Origin of the sequence: Pseudorhodobacter sp. MZDSW-24AT, assembly GCF_002794355.1 — a bacterium.
In the GTDB taxonomy this organism is placed as follows: Bacteria; Pseudomonadota; Alphaproteobacteria; order Rhodobacterales; family Rhodobacteraceae; genus Pseudotabrizicola.
Map to the genome: position 1 here is coordinate 633,438 of NZ_PGOI01000008.1, position 21,824 is coordinate 655,261.

19 protein-coding genes are annotated in these 21,824 nt (G+C 62.0%); 7 read left to right on the forward strand and 12 right to left on the reverse strand.

The annotated features are described in order from the left end of the window. Positions 1-198 precede the first annotated feature (198 nt). From CUR21_RS12680 to CUR21_RS12705, 6 genes are all read left to right on the forward strand, one after another. Positions 199-1,083 carry a LysR family transcriptional regulator gene (locus CUR21_RS12680; RefSeq protein ID WP_100197367.1) on the forward strand — a complete coding sequence of 295 codons (885 nt, stop codon included), beginning with the start codon at positions 199-201 and terminating at the stop codon, positions 1,081-1,083. A 3-nt stretch (positions 1,084-1,086) separates the two neighbouring features. Continuing rightward, entirely contained in the window at positions 1,087-1,980 is an 894-nt protein-coding gene (locus CUR21_RS12685; RefSeq protein ID WP_100197368.1) for a DMT family transporter, read from the forward strand. Positions 1,981-2,075: 95 nt separating this feature from the next. Then, entirely contained in the window at positions 2,076-2,288 is a 213-nt protein-coding gene (locus CUR21_RS12690) for a hypothetical protein (protein ID WP_100197369.1), read from the forward strand. Between the two features lie 174 nt (positions 2,289-2,462). Further along, positions 2,463-2,669: a cold-shock protein gene (locus CUR21_RS12695; RefSeq protein ID WP_100197370.1), complete on the forward strand. Its 207-nt coding sequence runs from the start codon at positions 2,463-2,465 to the stop codon at positions 2,667-2,669. Between the two features lie 179 nt (positions 2,670-2,848). Next, positions 2,849-3,775 (forward strand): alpha/beta hydrolase fold domain-containing protein, encoded by a 927-nt coding sequence (locus tag CUR21_RS12700; RefSeq protein WP_100197371.1) that lies wholly within the window; start codon positions 2,849-2,851, stop codon positions 3,773-3,775. Continuing rightward, positions 3,772-4,518, forward strand: coding sequence for a class II aldolase and adducin N-terminal domain-containing protein (locus CUR21_RS12705; protein ID WP_100197372.1), 747 nt, complete (start codon positions 3,772-3,774; stop codon positions 4,516-4,518). The genes CUR21_RS12700 and CUR21_RS12705 overlap by 4 nt, the downstream gene beginning before the upstream one ends. A gap of 89 nt (positions 4,519-4,607) precedes the next feature. On the opposite strand, the gene CUR21_RS12710 is transcribed toward CUR21_RS12705, so the two are convergent. The 5 genes from CUR21_RS12710 to CUR21_RS12730 form a co-directional block, all read right to left on the reverse strand. Beyond that, complete coding sequence (locus CUR21_RS12710) at positions 4,608-6,242, reverse strand: ABC transporter ATP-binding protein (protein ID WP_100197373.1); 1,635 nt, start codon at positions 6,240-6,242, stop codon at positions 4,608-4,610. A gap of 96 nt (positions 6,243-6,338) precedes the next feature. Further along, a complete protein-coding gene (locus CUR21_RS12715) occupies positions 6,339-7,151 on the reverse strand; it encodes an ABC transporter permease (protein ID WP_100197374.1) in 813 nt (270 codons plus the stop codon). After that, entirely contained in the window at positions 7,148-8,104 is a 957-nt protein-coding gene (locus CUR21_RS12720) for an ABC transporter permease (protein WP_100197375.1), read from the reverse strand. Before CUR21_RS12720 ends, CUR21_RS12715 begins: the two co-directional genes overlap by 4 nt. Before the next feature lie 12 nt (positions 8,105-8,116). Beyond that, positions 8,117-9,700, reverse strand: a complete 1,584-nt coding sequence (locus tag CUR21_RS12725; protein WP_100197376.1) for an ABC transporter substrate-binding protein — start codon at positions 9,698-9,700, stop codon at positions 8,117-8,119. Between the two features lie 117 nt (positions 9,701-9,817). Next, entirely contained in the window at positions 9,818-11,821 is a 2,004-nt protein-coding gene (locus CUR21_RS12730; protein ID WP_255413785.1) for a CocE/NonD family hydrolase, read from the reverse strand. A gap of 110 nt (positions 11,822-11,931) precedes the next feature. On the opposite strand from CUR21_RS12730, the gene betC reads away from it, so the two are divergent. Further along, entirely contained in the window at positions 11,932-13,458 is a 1,527-nt protein-coding gene (gene betC, locus CUR21_RS12735; RefSeq protein ID WP_100197378.1) for a choline-sulfatase, read from the forward strand. Between the two features lie 419 nt (positions 13,459-13,877). On the opposite strand, the gene CUR21_RS12740 is transcribed toward betC, so the two are convergent. The 7 genes from CUR21_RS12740 to CUR21_RS12770 all read right to left on the reverse strand — a co-directional run bounded on the left by CUR21_RS12740 (position 13,878) and on the right by CUR21_RS12770 (position 21,575). Then, a complete protein-coding gene (locus CUR21_RS12740) occupies positions 13,878-14,570 on the reverse strand; it encodes a GntR family transcriptional regulator (protein ID WP_100197379.1) in 693 nt (230 codons plus the stop codon). A gap of 24 nt (positions 14,571-14,594) precedes the next feature. After that, positions 14,595-15,752, reverse strand: coding sequence for a S9 family peptidase (locus tag CUR21_RS12745; RefSeq protein ID WP_100197380.1), 1,158 nt, complete (start codon positions 15,750-15,752; stop codon positions 14,595-14,597). Beyond that, on the reverse strand, positions 15,740-16,864 hold the full coding sequence (locus tag CUR21_RS12750; RefSeq protein WP_100197381.1) for an ABC transporter ATP-binding protein: 1,125 nt from the start codon (positions 16,862-16,864) through the stop codon (positions 15,740-15,742). The genes CUR21_RS12745 and CUR21_RS12750 overlap by 13 nt, the downstream gene beginning before the upstream one ends. Then, on the reverse strand, positions 16,861-17,982 hold the full coding sequence (locus CUR21_RS12755; protein WP_100197382.1) for an ABC transporter ATP-binding protein: 1,122 nt from the start codon (positions 17,980-17,982) through the stop codon (positions 16,861-16,863). The genes CUR21_RS12750 and CUR21_RS12755 overlap by 4 nt, the downstream gene beginning before the upstream one ends. After that, a complete protein-coding gene (locus CUR21_RS12760) occupies positions 17,982-18,893 on the reverse strand; it encodes an ABC transporter permease (protein ID WP_100197383.1) in 912 nt (303 codons plus the stop codon). The genes CUR21_RS12755 and CUR21_RS12760 overlap by 1 nt, the downstream gene beginning before the upstream one ends. Further along, positions 18,890-19,855 (reverse strand): ABC transporter permease, encoded by a 966-nt coding sequence (locus CUR21_RS12765; protein WP_100197384.1) that lies wholly within the window; start codon positions 19,853-19,855, stop codon positions 18,890-18,892. Before CUR21_RS12765 ends, CUR21_RS12760 begins: the two co-directional genes overlap by 4 nt. 100 nt (positions 19,856-19,955) lie before the next feature. Continuing rightward, positions 19,956-21,575, reverse strand: a complete 1,620-nt coding sequence (locus tag CUR21_RS12770) for an ABC transporter substrate-binding protein (RefSeq protein ID WP_100197385.1) — start codon at positions 21,573-21,575, stop codon at positions 19,956-19,958. Positions 21,576-21,824: the final 249 nt, after the last annotated feature.

Genomic DNA, 21,824 nt, shown 5'->3' on the forward strand with positions numbered 1-21,824 from the left:
AAAAAGCTGCAGGGTTGCAGCGTATAATTCTCTAACGAGACGGGCCCTTCCGGAGTTTCAGCACTGCCGTGTTCCCGTCTTGTGAGGGGTAGATAGGCCCTCTGATTTTTCTTTACATTACAAAACTTTGCCCTCACTCTGTGCACAGGCGCACAGCAAACTTTCGTGATTTTGCGTGATTAAGAAAGGGTTTTCACCATGGCACAGCCTGCGTGGGATGAGATCAGAACCGCGTTTCAAGTGGCCCGTTTGGGCACGGTTTCAGGGGCGGCCGAGGTCTTGGGCGTGCATCACGCGACCGTTATTCGGCACATTGACGCTTTGGAAAAAACGTTGGGAACAAAACTGTTTCAGCGGCACGCGCGTGGCTACACGCCCACCGAAGCAGGGCGTGATCTGCTGACGGTGGCGCAAACGACGGAAGAACAGTTCGCCCAGCTTTCAAGCCGCATCAAAGGACAAGGCGAAGTGGTGGCGGGCGAATTGACGGTCACCTCGATTTCCGGCGTCGCCGATCTTCTGGTGCCTTTGCTGACCGATTTCCAAGCGCTCTACCCCTTGGTGCAGGTGCGTTTCTTGACCGACATGCGCGTGTTCCGGCTGGATTACGGCGAAGCGCATGTCGCCATCCGCGCCGGGGCCGCCCCCGAAGAGCCTGACAACGTGGCGCAACCCCTGCCCCCGATCCGCACCGGACTTTACGCCTCGCGCCGCTACATCGCCCAATACGGGAAACCGGCCGATGAAAGCGATTTCGCGCAGCATCGCTTTGTCTGCATCGACAATGAAAACACGCGCGCGCCCTTTTACCGCTGGCTGCGCAACACGGTGCCGGCCTCGGCCCTCAGCTTTCGCGGCACCGAGGCTGCGGCGCTGGAAGAGGCCTTGCTGCAAGGAGCGGGCATTGGCTTTCTGGCCGCCTACAAGGCCTCGGCCAATCCGGATCTGGTGGAGATCCTGCCACCCCGCCCGGAATGGGATGCCCCTTTGTGGATTGTGACCCATGTGGACCTGCACCGGACCCGCAAGGTTCAGGCCTTTTTGACCCATCTGAAAGAGGCGGCGAAGGTCTGGCCGGTCTGACCGATGCCAAGGTCCGAGGCCGCGCGCGGCCATCTTGCCATGCTGGCATTCTCGGCCTTGGTGGCGGGATCGTTCAGCTTGGGCGCTTTGGCGGCGCCGCTGATTGATCCGGGGGCGCTCACGGCCCTGCGCTTCCTTCTCGCCGCCGCTCTGGTCGGGGCGGTGGCGTGGGCGCAAGGAGCCCTGTCGCGCCACGCGCTGCGCGCGCCGTGGCGCTATGCGCTTTTGGGCGGGCTGCTGGCGATTTACTTCGTGCTCATGTTTCACGGATTGAAGACGGCGCCCCCTGTGTCGGCTGCCGCTGTCTTTACCCTGACCCCGCTGATGGCGGCTGGGTTTGGCTGGCTTTTGCTGCGCCAGCAACTGACAGCGCGCATGGCTTTGGCGCTTGTCTTGGGTGCGGCAGGCGCGCTGTGGGTGATCTTTCGCGCCGACCTTGCGGCGGTGCGGCACCTTGATCTGGGGTTTGGCGAGGCGATTTACCTGCTCGGCTGCGTGGCCCATGCGCTCTATGCGCCCTTGGTACGCAAACTGAACCGAGGCGAGCCCGCCTTGGCCTTTACCTTTTTCACCATGATTGCCGGCTGCCTGCTGTTGACGGTCTGGGCCGAGACGCCCTTGCGGGAAACCCCTTGGCGCGCTTTGCCAGCCGTGGTTTGGGTTGCGCTGCTTTATCTTGCGGTTGCGGCCAGCGCCGCCAGTTTCGTTTTGCTGCAATATGCCAGCCTGCGCCTGCCTGCCGCCAAGGTGATGGCCTACACCTATCTCACCCCCGCGTGGGTGATCCTGTGGGAATTGGCCTTGGGCCATGGCGCCCCACCGCCTGCGATCCTGATGGGTCTGGGGCTCATCTGCGCGGCGCTTTGGCTGCTGTTGGAAGACGCTCCGGCCCGTTAACACCTTGGAAACATCGCGGGCCGTAAAGTCCATGTTCAGCCACATTTGCGCCCGAATTTCGGGTGATCTTCTTCGGGCAACGGCAGGAGAGCGTAATGGCAGCGGTGTTTGTTCTGGCAGGTGGTGTGGTTGGTTTTTTCAGCGCAATCGCTTCCCTGATTCTTCTGGACGCCAGTTTCCTGATGGCGCTGGCCATCTGGTCCGGCGCGGGCGTGGGCTTTCTTGGGCTTGGACTGGCCCTTACCCTGCTTGGCAAGCCCTCTGATCAGGCCACATCGCCCTTGGGCGCCGATCCGCACTCGGCCTGATCCGCAATCCTTGGCAAATAATCTTGCCTTGCGTCGTAACTGACCCCATAATTGCGCTGCGACGTTATCTATTTCGACCACTGTCTTCGCCTCACGGCCACAGCAATCGACGATCAGCTGACTGCGCCGGGCCGCCGCAATCCCGCGGGCGGCGATACTACAGGAGACTTCACGATGGCCAAGGGCACCGTGAAATGGTTCAACGAAACTAAAGGCTACGGCTTCATCGCACCAGAAGGCGGCAAGAAGGACGTTTTCGTCCACATCACCGCTTTGGAGCGTGCCGGGCTGCGCGGACTGAAAGACGGCCAAGCGGTCACCTTCGACATTGAAGCCGGGCGTGACGGCCGCGAATCCGCGACCAACCTCTCTCTGTCGTAATCCGCCGCACGGGTTGAGCTGCCGAAAGGCGGGACACAGGTTTCAAAAGGGCGCGCCAATCTGGCTGCGCCCTTTTTTATTGGCTGTTGTGTCCTTGGTGCGCGCGCGATTTGCGCAGGACAAGGCTGACAGCGGTAATCTTTCTTGTGACACGCGCCCGCCCGCGCCACACTGGCGCAATGACCGATCCGCCGCCCCCCACGTTGACCGCTTTCGATTACGAAAGCCTGATCGATGCCCCGACTTGGGCGTTCATCCGTGCCACCGAAGCCGCCTATGCAGCGGAAGGCGCGGGATCTGAGATTTCCGATCAGCGCCGCGCCTATGATGCCATGTGCCGGGCGTTTTACGCAGGACGCCCCCCAGACATTCGCGTGGAGGAGACGCAAGTGGCGGGGATTGCCTGCCGTCGCTATCTTGGGCGCGGGCCGGTCGTGATCTATCTGCATGGCGGAGGTTTTGTTGTCGGCGGGCTGCACAGCCATGACGATATCTGCGCTGAGATTAGCGCGACAACCGGCTTGACGGTGCTGTCGGTTGATTACCGGCTTTGTCCGGAACACCCGCATCCTGCGGCCTATGAGGATTGCCTCGCCGTGGTCCGGGCCACACCCGGAGATCTTTTGCTGGCGGGCGACTCGGCCGGGGGCGCGCTGGCCGCTGCGGTCGCCGCGACGCTCCGCAGTTCGCGCGTCTTGGGACAGGTGCTGATCTATCCCGGCCTTGGGGGCGCGGGCGACAGCCACCGACGCCACGCACGGGCGCCGCTGCTGACCGCCGAAGACGTTGCCCTCTATGCCCGCCTTCGCGGCGCCGCGGGGGACGATGCCACCGCGTTTCCGCTGCGGGGTTCTGATTTCAGCGGTCTGCCGCCAACGCTCGCGCTTGCGGCGACCTGCGACCCTTTGGCCGATGATGCGGTCGACTATGCTGCCCGGATCACTGCCGCCGGGGGCCGCGCCGTCGCGTTCACCGAGACGGGGCTTGTCCACGGGCATCTGCGCGCGCGTCATCGCGTGCCCCGCGCCCGTGAAAGTTTTGCGCGCGTCACATCCACCCTCGCCGCTTTTGCCGCAGGACGTTGGCCGTTTGGAGACCGCTCATGAACAGCTTGCCCCATCAGATGCACTGGACCGAACGCTGTGACATGGCAGCCGCGTTTCGCTGGACCGCGCGGCTGAACATGCATGAGGCGGTCGCCAACCATTTCAGCCTTTCGGTCAGCGAGGATGGCAGCCGGTTCCTGATCAACCCGGCGGGGCGTCATTTCAGCCGCATCACCGCCAGCAGCCTAATCGAAAACGACGCCCATGACCCGACCACGCTGCAGCGCCCCGACGCGCCCGACCCCACCGCTTGGGGCCTGCACGGAAGCCTTCACCGGGCGTGCCCACATGCCGTCTGTGCGATGCATGTGCATTCGATCCATGCCACTGTGCTGGCCAGCTTGGCCGACAGCCGCCTGCCGGCGATCGACCAGACCACGGCGATGTTTCACAACCGCAGCGTGGTGGACGAGCACTATGGGGGAATGGCCTTTGAAGACGAGGCCGCCCGCTGTGTCAGCCTGCTGTCAGACCCGAAGATCACCACGCTGATCATGGGCAACCACGGTGTGCTGGTGATTGGCCGCACGGTCGCCGAAACCTTCAACCGGCTTTATTACTTCGAGCGCGCCGCAGAAACCTATATCCGCGCGCTGCAGACCGGGCGCCCCCTGCGCCTTCTGCCTGAAGCGATTGCCGAGAAAACGGCCCGTGAATGGGACAGTTATCCCGGATTTGCCGATGACCATCTGCGCGAGATCCGGGCGATCCTTGAGGTCGAGGCGCCGGATTACGCGCAGTGACGCTGGCTCTGAAATGGTCCGCGCGCGGCCAATGCCGGATGCGCTCCGCGCGGGAGTATTTCAGAAAGGTGCAAGACCTGCGGGCAGACCTAATGCCCGGCGGCGGCCATCTTGCGGCTGTCCAGCACGCCTTCGAGCCAGCCGAGCTTCATGTCCGGCACCGAAGACAGAAGAAGTTCGGTATAGGCGTCATAAGGGGGGGCCAGAACATCGGTCTTGCTGCCATAACGGCGGACTTCGCCGCGATACATCACCGCAATCCGGTCGGCGATGGCGCGCACGGTGGCCAGATCATGGGTGATGAAGAGATAAGCCACCCCCTCCGCCGCTTGTAAGTCAAGCAGAAGCTTGAGAATGCCGTCGGCCACCAACGGGTCCAGCGCCGAGGTTACCTCATCACAGATGATGAGCCGGGGCTTGGCGGCAAGCGCACGGGCGATGCAGACCCGTTGTTTCTGCCCCCCGGAAAGCTCGGCCGGGTAGCGATCAATGAAGCCCTTGCCCATTTCGATCTGATCGAGCAACTCCTGCACGCGGGCCCGTTTGGCCTCTCCCTTCAGGCCAAAATAGAATTCCAAGGGGCGCCCGATAATGGTGCCAACGGTTTGACGCGGGTTCATGGCGGTGTCGGCCATCTGATAGATCATCTGCACCTCACGCAGATCATCCCGGCTGCGCGCGGCAAGATCGGGCGCGAGGTTGCGCCCGGCAAAGCGGATCTGACCCTGCCCCGGCGGCAGAAGCCCGGTGATCACGCGGGCCAGCGTCGATTTTCCCGATCCACTCTCCCCGACCACCGCCAAGGTCTGGCCGGCCGGCAGATCCAGCGTGATGTTCTTGAGCACATCGAAAGACGTGCCCTGATAGCGCGCGGTGACGTTTTGAATCTGCAAGACCGCAGGCGCATCCGATTTCTCAACATGGTCGAGCGAGCGCACCGAGACCAGTGCCTGCGTATAAGGCTCGGCCGGGGCGGTGATGATCTGCGCCGTGGACCCGTATTCCACGCGCTTGCCATGACGCAACACCAGAATATCATCTGCCACTTGCGCGACAACCGCGAGATCATGTGTGATGTAAAGAGCCGCCACCCCCGTATCGCGGATGGCCTCTTTGATTGCGGCCAGCACCTCGATCTGCGTGGTCACATCCAGCGCCGTGGTCGGCTCGTCAAAGATCACCAGATCCGGCTTCGGGCACAGCGCCATCGCCGTCATCGCGCGCTGCAATTGCCCGCCCGAGACCTGATGCGGGTACCGCTTGCCGAACCGCTCGGGGTTCGGCAGGCCCAGCTTGCGAAAGAGCAGGATCGCGCGCGCCTCGGCCTCGGCCCGGGTCATCACCTTGTGCAGGAGGCTGGTCTCGATCACCTGATCCATCAGCGGAATCGCCGGGTTGAAGGCCGCCGCTGCCGATTGCGCCACATAAGTCACCTCGCGCCCGCGCAAGGCCCGCAGCGCTTTGGCGTCGGCCAGCCGGATATCACGCCCGTTGAGCGCAATCGTGCCCCCCGTCAGACGCACGCCGCCCCGGCCATAGGCCATGGACGACAGGCCGATGGTCGATTTGCCTGCCCCCGATTCCCCGATCAGGCCAAGCACCCGCCCCTTGTCGACCGACACCGAGACATCATCGACCAACACCACATCCCGCGGTGGTTCTCCCGGCGGATAAGAGGTCGCCTCGATGCGCAGGTTGCGAATGTCCAACAGGGTGTCAGCCATGCGGTGTCTCCTGACTTGCAGCTTTTCCAAATACTCCGCGGGGGGTCTGGGGGGCGCGAAGCCCCCCGGGGGCAGCCGCTGCGCAAGGCGTCAGGATCATCCGCGCCCCCCTTTCAGGCTGGTCGTGCGCGACAGCACCCAATCGGCCACCAGATTGACCGAGATCGCCAGCGCTGCGATGGCAAAGGCCGGGATCAGCGCCGCCGGGATGCCATAGACCAGACCCGAAGCGTTCTCCTTCACAATGCCGCCCCAATCGGCCAGCGGCGGTTGCACGCCCAGGCCCAGGAAAGACAGGGTCGAGATGAACAGGACCGCAAAAATAAAGCGCAACCCCAGTTCGGCCACCAAGGGCGACAAAGCATTCGGCAGGATCTCGCGGAAGATGATCCACCCCCAGCCCTCCCCGCGCAGGCGTGCCGCTTCGACATAGTCCATCACCGTGATGTCCACCGCCACCGCGCGCGCCAAGCGGAACACCCGCGTTGCATCCAGCAGACCCATCACAAGGATCAGCACCGTCAGCGTGACGGGCAAGACCGACAGGATCACCAAAGCAAGGATCAGCGCCGGGATGGCCATGACCAGATCGACAAGGCGGCTGAGCCCCTGATCCACCCACCCGCCAGCGACCGCAGCCGAAAACCCAAGCACAGAACCAAGCGTAAAACTCAGGATCGTCGCGGCAGAGGCCACGAAAATCGTGGTTTGCCCGCCATAGATCATCCGGGTCAGCAGGTCGCGACCGATGGCATCGGTGCCCAGCAAATGCGCGCCAGAGGCCGGGTCCCAGACCCCGCCGACGATCTCGGCCATGCCATAGGGCGCGATCAACGGCGCCAGAATCGCGGCGAGGAAGAAAGCCCCGGTGAAGACCATCCCCACCAGAGCGGACAAAGGTATCCTCATTTCGGGTGCCTCAGTCTTGGGTTGGCAAGGATCGAGATCACATCCGCAAGGATATTCAGCCCGATATAGACAGCGGCAAAGATCAGCCCCACCGCCTGCACCACCGGCAGGTCGCGCTTGGCCACATGGTCCACCAGATACTGGCCCATGCCGGGGTAGACAAAGACCACCTCAACCACCACGACCCCCACCACCAGATAGGCAAGGTTGAGCATCACGACATTCACCACCGGTGCGATGGCATTGGGAAAGGCGTGGCGCCAGATCACCTTCATCGGCGACAGGCCCTTCAGCTCGGCTGTTTCGATATAGGCCGATTGCATCACGTTGAGGATCGCGGCCCGTGTCATGCGCATCATATGGGCCAGCACCACCAGCACCAGCACGATCACCGGCAGGATCACCGCGTTCAGCCGCTCCATCAATCCCATACCGGGAAAGACCATGGCGACCGACGGGAAGAGCTGCCATTTGACGGCCAGAAAATACAGAACCAGATAGCCCACCACAAACTCGGGCAGGCTGATGGTCGACAGCGTCACGCCAGAGATCAGCTTATCCGGCCAGCGCCCGTTGTAACGCGCGGCGACCAGCCCCAGCAGGATGGCCAGCGGCACCGAGATCACCGCTGCCCAGAACGCCAGAAACAGCGTATTGCCCAAACGCTGCCCGATGGCCGTGGCGATGTCGGTGCCGTTGGAAATCGAGGTTCCCAGATCGCCGGTCAGGACACCGCCAAGCCAATTGAAATAGCGCGTGAGCGGGGGTTGATCCAACCCCATTTCGGCGCGCAGATTGGCAAGCGCTTGCGGCGTGGCCGACTGGCCCAGAATGGCCTGCGCCGTATCGCCCGGCAGCGCCGCGACGCCCAGAAAGATCACGGCTGACACCGCCAGCAACAAAAGGAAGCCCAGCGCAACGCGCTGGACAACCAAGGTCAAGACCGGATGCACGCGCCCCGGCCCTTATGCCAGCCAGCACTTGACATGGGCACGGCCGTTCATCAGCTCGCCATTGGGGTCGGGCTCCCAGCCCTGCACCTCGTCGCGCACCGCCTCAACGAAATCGTTGAACATCGGCAGGATCAGGCCGCCTTCGTCGCGCACCATTTTGGCCATTTCCGAATAGGTGGCCTTGCGGGTGTCGCTGTTCAGCTCGGCCCGAGCGGCAAGCAGCAATTCGTCAAACTTGGCGTTCTTGAACCGGGTGTCGTTCCAGTCGGCGGTGGAGAGGTAGGCTGTGGCATACATCTGGTCCTGCACCGGTCGCCCGCCCCAGTAGCTCGCGCAGAAGGGGGCCACGTTCCAGACGTTCGACCAATAGCCATCATCAGGCTCGCGCTTGATTTCCAGCGGGATGCCGGCGGCATTGGCCGATTGCTGGAAAAGCTGGGCGGCTTCGACCGCACCCGGGAAAGCGCCTTGCGCCACCTGAAGGATGATCGGGCTGCCGTCATGGCCGGATTTGGCATAGTGGTCGGCGGCGGCGGCAGGATCGTATTCACGCTGCGGGATGCTGTCATCAAACAGCGGATAGGCGGCGTTGATCGGAAAGTCATTGCCGATGCTGCCCAGCCCGCCCAAGATCTTGTCGACCATTTCCTGACGGTTGATCGCCAATTTCAGGGCCGTGCGCAGATCATTGTTGTCGAACGGCGCCGTGTCGCAATGCATGATAAACACGTAATGCCCGCGTCCCGGCACCGATTTCACCTGCACGCCCGGCGCGCGCTTGAGCAGTTCGGCGATCTTGGGATCGACGCGGTTGATCATATGAACCTGCCCCGATTGCACCGCCGAGGTGCGGGCAGTGCCATCGTTGATGACCAGAATTTCGGTCTGATCGGCGTGGCCGATGGTGTCGTCGAAATAGTTGGCGAATTTCTCGAACCCGTGGCGCACACCCGGTTCATGCACCACGACCTTGTAAGGCCCGGCGCCCACCCCTTCGGTCGGGTTGTCAACGCCGCCGTTGGGTTGGATCACAAGGTGATAATCGGCCAGAAGGAAAGGCAGGTCGGCGTTGCCGCTGGCAAGTTTCAGCGTGACCATATCGCCTTCGGCCGACATCTCGCTGATGCCCTGCACGATGCCCAGCGCGCCGGATTGCGATTTCTCATCGGTGTGACGGCGCAAGGTCGCGACCACGTCTTCGGCGGTGACGGTTTTGCCATTATGGAACTCGACGCCTTGGCGGATCTTGAACTTCCATTCGGTCGCATCGGCATTGGCGCTGACCTCTTCGGCGATCCGCATGACCACTTCACCGCCCGCGCTGACATCCACCAGCATCTCGCCCCAAGTGTAATTCACGGCAAAGGGCACTTCAGAGGCCGCAAGGGCGGGATCAAGGCTGTTGGTGGACTCGCCCCCTTGCATCCCCATGCGGATCAGACCGCCTTTCTTGGGCTGAGCATGCGCAGCCTTGGTGAACAACGCCGAGGCCAAGCCTGCGGAAAGACCCAAGGCGGTGGTGCGCCCCACGAACTCACGGCGCGACATCCGGCCTGCTTGGGCGGCAGCAATCATACGGTCAAGCGGATCTGTCATTCTGGTCGTCTCCCTGAATGGCGGCGGTTTTCCCACCCCGGTTTTGTTGATTGGTGAGTCAATAGAAACGGGTGTTTTGCCATCGGGCAACGATTCGTGGCCCTTCACACGATTTTTTCAGACAAAGCGGCGCGGCACCTTTTCCTTGAAATCACGGGAAAAGATCAGCTCATCGCCTTCCCAAGCGGCCAAAGTGGCATGCATGTGCAGATGCGACGCATCGCCAAACATTTGCGCCGTCACCTGCGTGCGCACCCGCCACGCCTCGCGCGACAGGCGCTGCTCCCAGACATGGGTGGCGCGGGCGCTCAGCGGGTCGTCGGGGTGGATTTCCCAGCGTTCGGTCAGCGTCTCACCCGTGCACAGCCCGTGGCTCAGGTTTTCGACATCCCCCCCATCCTCCAGCACGCAAAGCGCGCGGGCGCCGGTGATCAGATCGGTCTCGACACAGCGGCGCGATTGCCCCTTGCGCAACACCCGGTGCGCCCAAGGCGTTGCGGCCTCGGGCGCGGGCGGGGACCAGCTGTCGCCCCCCTGATGCAGGGGCAGGGTCAGGCGGCCTTGGGTCAATGTCAGTTGGGCTTTGGCGGGCGAGGGCCAGAGGAAAGGCCAGTAGCTGTTCGACAGCGCCAGCCGCAGGCGATGGCCGGGGGAAAGGCGGTAGGCCATCTGGTCAAGATCGAAGGAAATCTCTTCCGCTTTGCCCGGCGTCATCGGCTCTGGCGCGGCCCGATCGTGACGGTGGCAAAGGTTCAGCATCCCATGCGCGATGCGCACCGAAGTGCCATCCGGGGCCACGTCACACAGCCGCGCCACCACAAGGCCAAGCGGCTGGTCCGAGGCCAGCCGCAACCGTAGGCGGGCGGCGCCCAGAAGCGACAGGGGCGCGTCCAGCACCGGCCCGTCAAAGCAGAGGCTGAGCGCGTCATCCGGGGCCTGATCGCCGGGCATTTCCGCGTTCAGACCCATGGGAAAGAACTCGCCCGCCCAGAGGCCAAGGTGTTGCGCTGTCGACACAATCCGCTCAAAACCTGAGGTTTCGACTTGCCCCAATATCCCGCCGCCGTCTGCGGTGACACCCAGATGCAGATCCTGCGCCGTGACCTGCGGGCTGGGCCAGTCCGCCTCGGCCACCCAATGCCCGGCGCGGTGGCGGGCCGAGGCATCGGGTGGGGCAGAGTGCAGCATGTAGGCGCGCATGGCCGGATCGGCCTCGGCCCCGTTGGGCAGGCCCTTGAGCCAGCGGTCCCACCAGCGCAGCGCCTCTTGCAGAAAGCCGATGGCCGGGCCCGGCACCGCCGTGTGCGGATATTGATGCACCCAAGGGCCGATGATGCCTTTGGCGCCCACATGGCGCACCAGCGCATCGACCGTGTTCATATAATTGTCGGCCCAGCCCCCGATCGACAGCACCGGCACCTGCACGCGTGCGAAATCCTCGCAGATGGAACCATGCTGCCAATAGGCGTCGCGCGCCTGATGTGCGGCCCAGCGCGGCGCAAGCCACGGATTAGCCTCCAGCCGCCGGAGCCAATCCGCGCGCCAATCGGGGCGCAGCGCGGGATCGGCGGGGCGGCTGGAGAAGGACAGCATCACCGCGCCCCAGCCGAAATTCTCGCCCAGAAGGCAGCCCCCCTTGAAATGGATATCATCGGCGAAACGGTCCGTGGTCGAGCAAACCGAGATCACCGCCTTGAGCGCAGGGGGCTGCAGAAAGGCGGTTTGCAGACAATTGAAGCCTCCCCAGCTTTTGCCCATCATGCCCACTGCGCCCGTGCACCACGGCTGTGCGGCCAGCCATGCGATCACATCGCAGGCATCCTGCAATTCCTGCGCCGTGTATTCATCTGTCATCAGCCCGTCACTGTCACCATTGCCGCGCATATCGACCCGCACGCAGGCATAGCCGTGGCCGGCAACATAAGGGTGCATCAGCTCATCGCGGGGCAGCGTGCCATCCCGCTTGCGGTAAGGAATGTATTCCAGCACGGCTGGCACCGGATGCTCTGCCGCATCTTGAGGCAGCCAGACCCGTGCCGAAAGGCGGGTGCCATCGGGCATCACGATGCCCATGTCCTCGACCTCGCGGATCGAACGCGGAAAGTCCGTTACTGTTTTCAAGGCATCCCCCATGGTGGCGCATTTGGCTTGCGCGGGTCGCCTGTGATCAAGACAAGGAAAGGCACGCTTTGCAAGCTTGGGCCGACGTGCCAGCCAGAAGGATACCGCCGATGTCCAGCCCCCAGACGCCACAAACCGACCGCCCGAATATTCTGGTGGTCATGGTCGATCAGCTCACGGGGACCCTGTTTCCGGACGGCCCTGCCCCGTTTTTGCACGCGCCCAATCTGCGACGGCTGGCCGACCATGCCTTGCGTTTTCAGAATTGCTACACTGCCTCACCGCTGTGCGCCCCGGCGCGCGCGTCCTTTATGTCGGGGCAACTGCCCAGCCGGACGCGGGTTTATGACAATGCTGCCGAATTCGCCTCGGATATCCCCACCTATGCCCATCATCTGCGGCGGGCAGGCTATTACACCGCACTTTCGGGCAAGATGCATTTCGTCGGGCCCGATCAGCTGCACGGCTTTGAAGACCGGCTGACCACGGATATCTACCCCGCCGATTTCGGCTGGACCCCCGATTACCGCAAACCCGGCGAGCGGATCGACTGGTGGTATCACAACCTTGGCTCGGTCACTGGCGCCGGTGTGGCCGAGATCACCAATCAGCTGGAATATGATGACGATGTGGCGTTTCAGGCCGTGCAGAAGCTTTACGATCTGTCGCGGGGAGGCGATGCCCGGCCTTGGTGCCTGACTGTCAGCTTCACGCATCCGCATGATCCTTTTGTCGCGCGGCGCAAGTATTGGGATCTTTACACGGGCGTGCCCGAACTGGAGCCGCCAGAGGCGATCCCTTATGCCGATCAGGACCCGCATTCCCAGCGTTTGATGGAGGCCTGCGACTGGCGGGCCTTCGACATCACAGCCGATCAGATCCGCCGGGCGCGCCAAGGCTATTTTGCCAACATCTCTTACGTCGACGCCAAGATCGGCGAAATTTTCGCCGTGCTCGAGGCCACCCGACAGGAAGCCATCGTGGTGTTCCTGTCAGATCACGGCGAGATGCTGGGGGAGCGTGGCCTGTGGTTCAAGATGAACTTCTTTGAAGGCGCGGCGCGGGTGCCTTTGATGATTTCAGCCCCGGATCTTACGCCCGGGCTGATCACCGATCCGGTGTCCACCATCGACCTTGCGCCGACGCTGGCAGCGCTGGCCGGAGTCGATATGGCCGAGGTCAGCCCTTGGACTGATGGGGTCAATCTTTTGCCGATGGCCACAGGCGGCACCCGCCCCGTGGTGGCCATGGAATACGCCGCCGAAGGCACCCTTACCCCGATGGTCGCGTTGCGAGAGGGCGCGTGGAAATACATTCGCTGCCCTGCCGACCCCGAGCAACTGTTTGATCTCGCCTCTGACCCGGAAGAGCGCGAAAACCTTGCCAGCGATCCGCGCGCGGCCGAGATTCTGGCGCATTTCCGCAAGATCGCCGATCACCGCTGGGATTTGCCCCGCTTTGACGCCGCGGTGCGCGAAAGCCAGGCCCGCCGCTGGGTCGTGTATGAAGCGCTGCGCAACGGGGCCTATTTCCCATGGGACCACCAGCCGCTGCGCGCTGCGTCAGAACGCTATATGCGCAACCATATGGATCTGAACGTGCTGGAAGAAAACAAGCGATTTCCCCGCGGAGAATAGCGGGGCAGCGGCGGGCCAAGGCAGGATCATGCCTCGACGAAACGATAGCCATGGACCGCCGCGGCGGGATTGGCTGTGATGAGGTGCTTTGCAGACATAAGCCGGGTGCAGAACTTCAGCCTGGACGCTGTCGATACAAAAGGTCTCTCATTCACCACGCCGGTGGGCCGCTCCCTGATCTTCCTGATGACCTCGACCGCCGGGGGGATTACCTTTTCTGTCGGTGCCGTGGCTGAGTCATGGTCAGAGCCTTGATCGGTCCTGCCAAACGCGGGCTGTTCCGCTGAAAAGCCTGCGAAGACCCACAAGAATTGGCCAGTCAGGTATGCGGCGCTGTCTTACGCCTGCGCCAGTTGATTCGCGACTGCCAGCGCGCCTGATCCCGAAACACGCCGCCACTTTAGGCCTAAGTAGCAAACTTAAAGGGCGACGTGATCGCTTTCCGAGTAGGTCCAATCGTCCTGCCGGGCATCTGCCTTATGTGTCGTGCCGATGCGCCGGTAATTCGCGCGTGAACTGAGCAGATGCGCCCGCATCGCAGCCTCGACCCACTCTTTATCCTGTGCGTCAAACGCTGAAACCACATCTTCGTGCTGCCGGTTGCTGCGGATCAACTCGGCTTGCGTCCAGTTGTTGAAGGTGGGGCTGACCACGGGTTTGCGCGCCACCATATTCACCAGATCGCTGAAGATCGCATTGCCCCCCTGACGCCAGATGACCCGATGAAACTGCGCGTTCAAATCGCGATAGGCGCGCCGATCAGGGTCTGTCTGCAGGATGGCATAATCCATCCTTGCATGGAGATCGCGCAAGGCATCGATGAAGCCCACATCGGCGAAGGGCACGGCCATGCCAGCGGCAATCGGCTCCAAGGCTGCCCGCGCAGTGAAAATATGGATCACCTCATTGGGGTCGAGATCTACGACGATAGCGCGCCGGTAAGCTTCTCGGCGGATCACGCCTTCGGCCTGCAAGCGGCGCATGGCCTCGCGGACAGGGGTGCGGCTTACGCCAAGACGTGTTGCCAGTTCGCTTTCCGGAATACTGTCGCCGCCAATATAGGCCCCTTCCGCGATAAGCGCCCGAATTCTGGCATAGATGTCTTCTGCCATTTCAGCTCCCCGTTTCCTTTGCGACTATCCGAAATCCCGTGCCGCAAGCCAATCGGAAACCAAAGTAGCTGCGGCGGTGAGTTCCCGGGGCTGACCAACGAAATAGTGGTTCGCTTTTGGCACCACCTGCATTGCCTTGTCCTGTGAGGCGACGGCAGCAAAAATGCGCCCTGTATGTGGCTGCGGAACGGCATCATCGGCGCCACATTCCAGTGCCAAAAACGGCACGCTGATGGCTTTCCCGGCAACAAGAGAGTCAGCCCGGCTATGCGCGGGCGACCATTGTGACAACCAACTGCGCAAAGTGGAGACGCGCCCCAGACCAACCGGGCCGCTGTTAACGACCTCTGGTTTGCCCAGGTAGCTCCACCCCGGCTTGCGGCCGTTCGGGTCGATGCGAGGGTCCAGAAATCGTGGATCGGCCATCGTTCTGTGCGTGACAAAGACCCGCTCGGCTTCCAGCCCGCCCGACTTGCGCAGCCGCTCCAGCACCTCCAGCACACGCGTGGTAATCCGCTTCATCCGCGCGGCCTGAGCCGCACGATAGGCGGCAAGGAAATCGGCCGAAAAGGCCTGATCCAAGGGCTGCGCATAGAGGTCAAGCAGAGGATCCCGATCATCCGGATCGCTTTCATCGCGGACCGACGGGTCAACCCATTCGGTCAGAAGCAAGGCGCGTGAACTGTGCGCTGCAATGCTTAGAACCGCGTCTGCCGGGCGAAGGTGCGCCCCTGCAATGTCCACCGGATCTCCTGCCGCTGTCTGGGTGATCGTTGGACGTTCTGCCTGTGATTGATAAAGCATGGCCAAAGAGCCCCCCCCGCTCCACCCGCACAGAACCACCTTGTCGTACCCCCAGTCTTCGCGTGCAGCCCGGATCCATGCGCCCAGATCCAGAACAACATTCTCCATGATCAGAGTGGTGTCATTGCGCTGATAGCGGCTTCCCGCGCATAAGACGTGATAGCCGGCCCTCGCCATGGCTTGCGGCAAGGGCAGGAGATGCAAGGTCGAGGATGGATGCATGAAGACAAGCAGGCTGCGCGACGTGCCTGTGGCGGGCCGGATGAGCACGCCTTCAATATGGGTCAGCCCTTGCGAGCCGCTGAAGCCATAAGTTTCGGTAAAGGCCCGATTTGCGGCAAAGGCAATATGTTTCCAGTCAAAAATCAACTCTGCCATCTTGCATCCTCAGCCGCTGCGACCAAGGCCCCTGTCTCCGCGACCTCTGTGATCTTGCCGGCGCGGGGCGCGGGCAAATCAGGATGTGCCCGCGCGGCGCGGTCATCATAGATGTGGCAACGCACGCGATGCGCCTCGGCTTGGTCCGACAGCGCGGGCTCCACCGCCTCACACAATGCGGTGGCATAGGGGCAGCGCGATGAGAAGCGACAGCCCGGTGGCACCGCCAAGGGGGATGGCACGTCGCCACGCAACTCGATCCGTTCCGGTGTCTCGCCCGGGGTCATGCGCGGGATCGCATCCATCAGGCGCTGGGTGTAGGGATGCAGCGGGCGCATCAGAACGTCTTCCGACCGTCCCTCTTCGACGATGCGGCCAAGATACATCACTGCCACATGATTACAGATATAGCCCACCGTTGCGATGTCGTGGGAGATGTAAAGTACTGCCAGACCAAGCTCGCGCGACAATTCATCCAGCAATTCCAGCACACTGGCCTGAATGGACACGTCCAGCATCGACACTGGTTCATCCGCAACGATAAACTTGGGTTCTAGCACCAAAGCGCGCGCAATGGCCACCCTTTGCCGCTGGCCGCCCGACAGATCAGACGGGTATCGGTCGATATTGCCTTCCGCCGGGATGCGGACCAGTTCCAATGCCCGGATCACCTTTTCGCGCCGCTCGGCCGCGGTGCCAATGCCATGGATGATCAAGGGCTCTTCAATTACCTGCCCGATGGTTAGGCGCGGGTTCAGCGATGAGTAGGGGTCCTGAAAAATGATCTGCGCCGAATGGCGATACGCTTTAAGGCGCCGCCCTTCAACCTTGGTAATATCTTCCCCGCGATACAGAATCTGTCCGTCGGTGGGCTGATACATCCGCACCAGCGTCATGCCCAAAGTCGATTTCCCGCACCCAGATTCGCCAACCAGCCCCACAATCTCGCGCTCGCGGATGCGCAGGTCGACGCCATCCAAGGCACGCGCGCTTGGTGGCTTGACGCCGACCAAGGCGCTGAGGATGCCGCTTCGGCCCTGAAAATGGGTCTTCAGATCCTGTGCTTCGATCACGAGCGGTGCAGAGGGATCAATGGCGTGACGCGTGCTCATACCGCACCTCTCATGGTTCGCCAGGTTTCGGGACGTGCCGCCGCGACACGGAATTCGGCGGCACGGTCCGTATGGTGGCAAGCCGCGCGCTGCGCGCCCACCTGCACCACAGGCGGCGTCACCCTGTGGCAGACCTCGGTTGCAAAGGGGCAACGGCTGGCAAAGCGACACCCCGCCGGCGGCAACAGAAGGTTCGGCACCACGCCGGGGATGGAAATCAAGGGCTGGCGCGGCGCACCCCGCTCTGGCAACCGTGGGAAGGCGTTTTTCAAACCCATGGTATAGGGGTGTAATGGGCTTTCCAGCACTTCCGCCGTCGGCCCACTTTCCGCGACTTTGCCCGCATACATCACCACGATGTTCTCGCAGGTCTCTGCGACGACCGCGATGTCGTGGGTCACAAGGATCATGGAACAGCGAAGATGCGCATGAATGCCGCGGATACGTGTCATGATCTGGGATTGCATGATTGGATCGAGTGCGGTTGTCGGCTCATCCGCCAATAGCAGACCGGCATTCAGCGCAAGGGCCATGGCGATCACGGCGCGCTGCCGCATTCCGCCCGAAAACATATGCGGAAACTCATAAAGCCGCCCCGCTGGTAGCCCGACGAGGGCAAACATCTGCTCTGCTCGCGCCCAAGCCGTGGCCTTGCTGACAGGCTCGTGCGCCAGAATGGCCTCCGAAATCTGGTCGCCGATGCAATAGACGGGGTCTAATGAGTTCATTGCGCTTTGGGTGATCAGCGACATACGCTTCCAGCGCACATCGCGCAGGGCGGTTTCATCAAGGCCAAGGATGTTCTGGCCATCCAGCAAGGCGCGGCCGGAGACCTGCGTGGCCTCGGGTTGCAGCCCCATCAGCGTTTTGACCACAGTACTTTTCCCGCAGCCACTTTCTCCCACCAAGCCCAGATTGGTGCCAGCAGGCACTTCAAAGCTCACGTCTTCCACAGCGTGAAACCGACCGCGCAAGGTGGAATAGCCAATAGATAGCCCATCGACCAGCAGATGCGCCGCAGGCTTGCGTGCGAGCCTTTCGGTCAGTTTCTCCAACTCGGCCAAGGTGGCGGGGCTGGCCGGACGTTGGCCAAAACGGGGCGAAGCAACGGCAACCATCAGCGCTTCCTCAGTCGGGGGTTGGTCTGTTCCTCATAGGCCCGACCGATCAGGTAAAGGGCAGATACCAGCATCACCAGTGCCAGAGAGGGCGGCACCACCCACCACCACGCGGTGCGCAGATTGCCGCTGGAAAAGGCAGTGTTGAGCATCTGGCCCCAGCTGATCACCGTTGGATCACCCAGGCCCAAGAACGACAGACTGGCCTCGGTCAGCACCGCAAAGGCCACCGACATTGTCACCCACAGAAAAACGACGCGGATGATATTGGGCAGAATGTGTCGCATGATGATGTGAAAATGCGATGCCCCCGCTGCGCGGGCCCATTTTACGTAAACCCGCTCGCGCTCTGTCAACACTGCCGACCGGATGATCCGCGCCCCGTTGCGCCAGAACAGAACGGTGATCACAAGGATGATGTTCTCAATGCTGGGCCCCAGCAGGGCAACCGCGACGATGGAAAAGGGCAAGGTAGGGATGGACAATGCGACATCGGTGATCCGCATCAGCACATCATCCACCCAGCCCCCAAAGTAACCTGACAGCACACCGAACAAAGTCGAGATAAAGCCCACAGCAATCGCTGCGACCAAGCCCACCAACAGCGCCACTCGGAAGCCATGCAGAAACTGGCTCAGCACATCATTGCCAAAGGCGGTGGTGCCCAACAAATGCTCTCCCGAAGGCGGCCGCAAGCGCGCGAGACGCCCTGTCTCGGTCATCATTGCTTTGAACGGATCGAAGGGGGCCAGATAGGGCGCCGTGAGTGCGATGATTACGAACAGAAGCAAGATCGAGACGCCCACCACGGCAAAGCTGTCCTGCATGACTTGACGCCACGAGTCCCATGCCGCAGACCACGCGCTGCGACCCCGGATGGCGGCGGGGGTATGGGGAGAAGCCTGCTTCATTTGTAAACCACCCGTGGATCGAGTTTTCCATAAATAAGATCGGCCGCAAGGTTTGCGATCACGATCATCACGGCCAGCAGGAAGAAGGCAGCCTGCGCAAGAGGATAATCCTGCCGGGTCACCGCCAGCACCAATTCGCGCCCCACACCTGGCCATGAGAACACGATTTCAATTACCACGATCCCCGCGATGGTTTCAGCCAAGGCTGGAAACAGCCATGTGATCAGTGGCAGCATGGAATTGCGTGCGGCGTGCCATGCCACCCGCCGCTGCGGCACGCCTTTGGCGCGGACGAGCTCGATGTAATCCTCGGTTCGATTCTCGACCACGCCAGACCGCATCAGAAGCAGGTTTTCCGGCATGAAATAGATGATCACCGCAATCAGAGGCAGCGCCAGGTGGTGCAGAAAATCCAGCGTCATGTAGCGCGCAAAGCCGGTCGTCTCGCCCGGATCTCCCATGCCAAAGCTAGGGAACCAGCCCAATGTGCTGGAGAAGATGGTCAGCAGCGCGATCCCGATGACAAAGTTCGGAACGCCTCGAATGATGGTCGCCAAAAATATGCCCGACCGTTCCAGCTTGCCCCCCCGCTTGGCCCAGCCCACCGCGGTGCCGATGGCCGCGCCCAGTGCCGCGCCAAGGAGCAGACCGGGCACTGCAATCCACAATGTGTTGATGATCAACGGGGTCAGCACTTCCCAGACTGGTTTGCGATACAGGAAGGACGACCCGAAATCCCCGGTCAGGATATTGCCCAGGTAGGCGATGTATTGATCCCAAAGTGAGCCGGTCAGCCCCCATTGCTCCAACAGCGCCTGACGCGCCTCGTCGGTCAGTCCGCGCTCGAGCAAAATCGCGGTGGGGTCTGCGGGCATGACGCGGAACATGAAAAACATGATCGTCGTCACGGCCCAGACGACAAGCACGCTTTGTGCAAGGCGACGGAAGATGTAAGCGCGCATGTGACTCTCTGCCTGGAGATTACTTCGGTCAAACGCGTGCGATCTGCGTCTGGCCGCATGGAAAGCCCGGCCCCGTCAGCAGGGGCCGGGCTTCGGCCTATCACTGCTTGGGGTAATGAAGCGCGCCCTGCGCATCCCAGCCAAAGCCCGCTTCGGCCAAGGCGGCACGCGCCGCCTCGACATCGAAGGCGATTTCAGGCAGGTCAGGATTGTACCACATGCCCAGTTGCTTGGGCACTGGCCCCTCTCCGGCCGGCACGGCAAACCCTAGCCAGCCCTCTATTGCGGCGCGGTCCTTGGCGGTCGCCAAGCGCAACGCCTTGCGGAAGGCCGGGTTGGTGAAAGGCTCCTTCTCATTGTTCAGCCAGATCAACATTGTGCCGTGCGACGGGATCTCTAGAAAATCGAGATCGGCATTCTGATCGGCCAAATCGTTCATTGACGCGACCGGCAGCACCATGGTGGCAATGTCACCTTGCCCCGAAAGCATGGCCGAGCGGATGGCATCTGCCTGCCCCAGCGCCAGACGCCGCACGCCATCATAGCCCGGTGCGTTGAAATGCGCCGTGTTGGCATCCAACTCGTGCACCTCGTTCACACGCCACGTCTTGAACTTGAAAGGACCGCTGCCGATCGCAACGCCATCGGCGATCACGTCGCGCGCCACCATGTCGCCCGTGTAATCTGCCCACAGGTGTTCTGGCAGGATAAAGGCATAGGGCAGCACCGTGGTGACGAAGGTGGCATCCGGCGCTTTCAGTTTAACGATGAAAGTCAACTCATCCACCTTCTCTGCGCCCGCAAGGTTTGCGATCCGCGAAGACATCGCGGGCGGTTGCAACTCCACCACCTTGCTCAGAGTAAAGACAGCATCATCAGCCGTGACAGGCTCGCCATCGTGAAAGGTCATCCCCTCGCGCAGGGTGATCTTCACCGTGGTCGGGTCGGTGAATTCCCATTCCGTGGCCGCCCAAGGGATTGTCTGCCCCTCGGAATTGTTCTTGGCGAAGGTATCATAGACAAAGCGCAGCCAGCCGACAGCGCCTTCCTCGGCCAAGGGGTTGTAGGTGGTCACATCTTCATAATGCGCCCAATCCAGCCAGCGGTCATCCGTCAAGGGGCGCGCCGACAGCCAAGGGTCAATCAAACCCTCATGCGCGGCCACCGGCTCGGGCGAGGTTACATTTTCCCATTTCGCGCTGTTCCAGACCATGCCATAGACCGTGTTCGTCGCGGGCCACCATGGCATCGTGTCATAGAATTGCTGCTGCGCGGCGTGGACGGCGGCAATACGCTCGTCCTGATCAATCAGCTCGCGCTGGCCTTTGACGGCGGCGGTGTACCCCTCATCGCACCACTTTGCGCCGTTCCGCCGCGCGCCGCAGGCGCCAAGGTCATGCAGCCAATAGGTTGGGTCCACCCGATCCGGGTCGGCCCCCACGGTGAAGACGGCCATATCTTCCAGCCCACCCCCAACCATGATGTTCGAGATAAAGCTGCTAAACTGGACCGGCTGCATCTGGAACCGAAGCCCCAGCTTCGCCCATTCTTCCGACAAAACGCGGGCAGACTGTTCATACATCGGGCCCATGTCTGCGGCGTAATAGGCGATCTTCAACTCTGGAACCGGCTCTCCGAGATCCTGCGCCAGTGCGGGCACGGCACATGCAAAAAGTCCTGTGGCCAGCCCAAAGGGCAGCCTCCTGACGATGGCAGTCATTGGTCTCTCCTCCCATTCACCGAACCATACAGGGAACCGCGCGACCCTCCTCGGTCGGAACGGCTTTTGGCATTCGAGTCGGCGTGTATAAAAACTGTATACAACTTTTCAGAAGGTCAACAATTTTCTGCTTGATTTAGATCGAAACATGTCGAAATTGGATGCACTTGGGATTTGCCTCCGTTTCAAACGTTGAGGACAAAGCGCCATGGCGCCGGAAATCACAGCGCCACACAAACGCTTGGGAGG

Bases quoted from the DNA above. Each gene is read 5' to 3' on its own strand.
- CUR21_RS12685 (WP_100197368.1), top strand. From the start codon at position 1,087: ATGCCAAGGTCCGAGGCCGCGCGCGGCCATCTTGCCATGCTGGCATTC.
- CUR21_RS12705 (WP_100197372.1), top strand. From the start codon at position 3,772: ATGAACAGCTTGCCCCATCAGATGCACTGGACCGAACGCTGTGACATG.
- CUR21_RS12715 (WP_100197374.1), bottom strand. From the start codon at position 7,151: ATGAGGATACCTTTGTCCGCTCTGGTGGGGATGGTCTTCACCGGGGCT.
- CUR21_RS12750 (WP_100197381.1), bottom strand. From the start codon at position 16,864: ATGAGCACGCGTCACGCCATTGATCCCTCTGCACCGCTCGTGATCGAA.
- CUR21_RS12740 (WP_100197379.1), bottom strand. From the start codon at position 14,570: ATGGCAGAAGACATCTATGCCAGAATTCGGGCGCTTATCGCGGAAGGG.
- CUR21_RS12690 (WP_100197369.1), top strand. From the start codon at position 2,076: ATGGCAGCGGTGTTTGTTCTGGCAGGTGGTGTGGTTGGTTTTTTCAGC.
- betC (WP_100197378.1), top strand. From the start codon at position 11,932: ATGTCCAGCCCCCAGACGCCACAAACCGACCGCCCGAATATTCTGGTG.
- CUR21_RS12745 (WP_100197380.1), bottom strand. From the start codon at position 15,752: ATGGCAGAGTTGATTTTTGACTGGAAACATATTGCCTTTGCCGCAAAT.
- CUR21_RS12765 (WP_100197384.1), bottom strand. From the start codon at position 19,855: ATGCGCGCTTACATCTTCCGTCGCCTTGCACAAAGCGTGCTTGTCGTC.
- CUR21_RS12755 (WP_100197382.1), bottom strand. From the start codon at position 17,982: ATGGTTGCCGTTGCTTCGCCCCGTTTTGGCCAACGTCCGGCCAGCCCC.
- CUR21_RS12700 (WP_100197371.1), top strand. From the start codon at position 2,849: ATGACCGATCCGCCGCCCCCCACGTTGACCGCTTTCGATTACGAAAGC.
- CUR21_RS12760 (WP_100197383.1), bottom strand. From the start codon at position 18,893: ATGAAGCAGGCTTCTCCCCATACCCCCGCCGCCATCCGGGGTCGCAGC.
- CUR21_RS12680 (WP_100197367.1), top strand. From the start codon at position 199: ATGGCACAGCCTGCGTGGGATGAGATCAGAACCGCGTTTCAAGTGGCC.
- CUR21_RS12770 (WP_100197385.1), bottom strand. From the start codon at position 21,575: ATGACTGCCATCGTCAGGAGGCTGCCCTTTGGGCTGGCCACAGGACTT.
- CUR21_RS12725 (WP_100197376.1), bottom strand. From the start codon at position 9,700: ATGACAGATCCGCTTGACCGTATGATTGCTGCCGCCCAAGCAGGCCGG.
- CUR21_RS12710 (WP_100197373.1), bottom strand. From the start codon at position 6,242: ATGGCTGACACCCTGTTGGACATTCGCAACCTGCGCATCGAGGCGACC.
- CUR21_RS12695 (WP_100197370.1), top strand. From the start codon at position 2,463: ATGGCCAAGGGCACCGTGAAATGGTTCAACGAAACTAAAGGCTACGGC.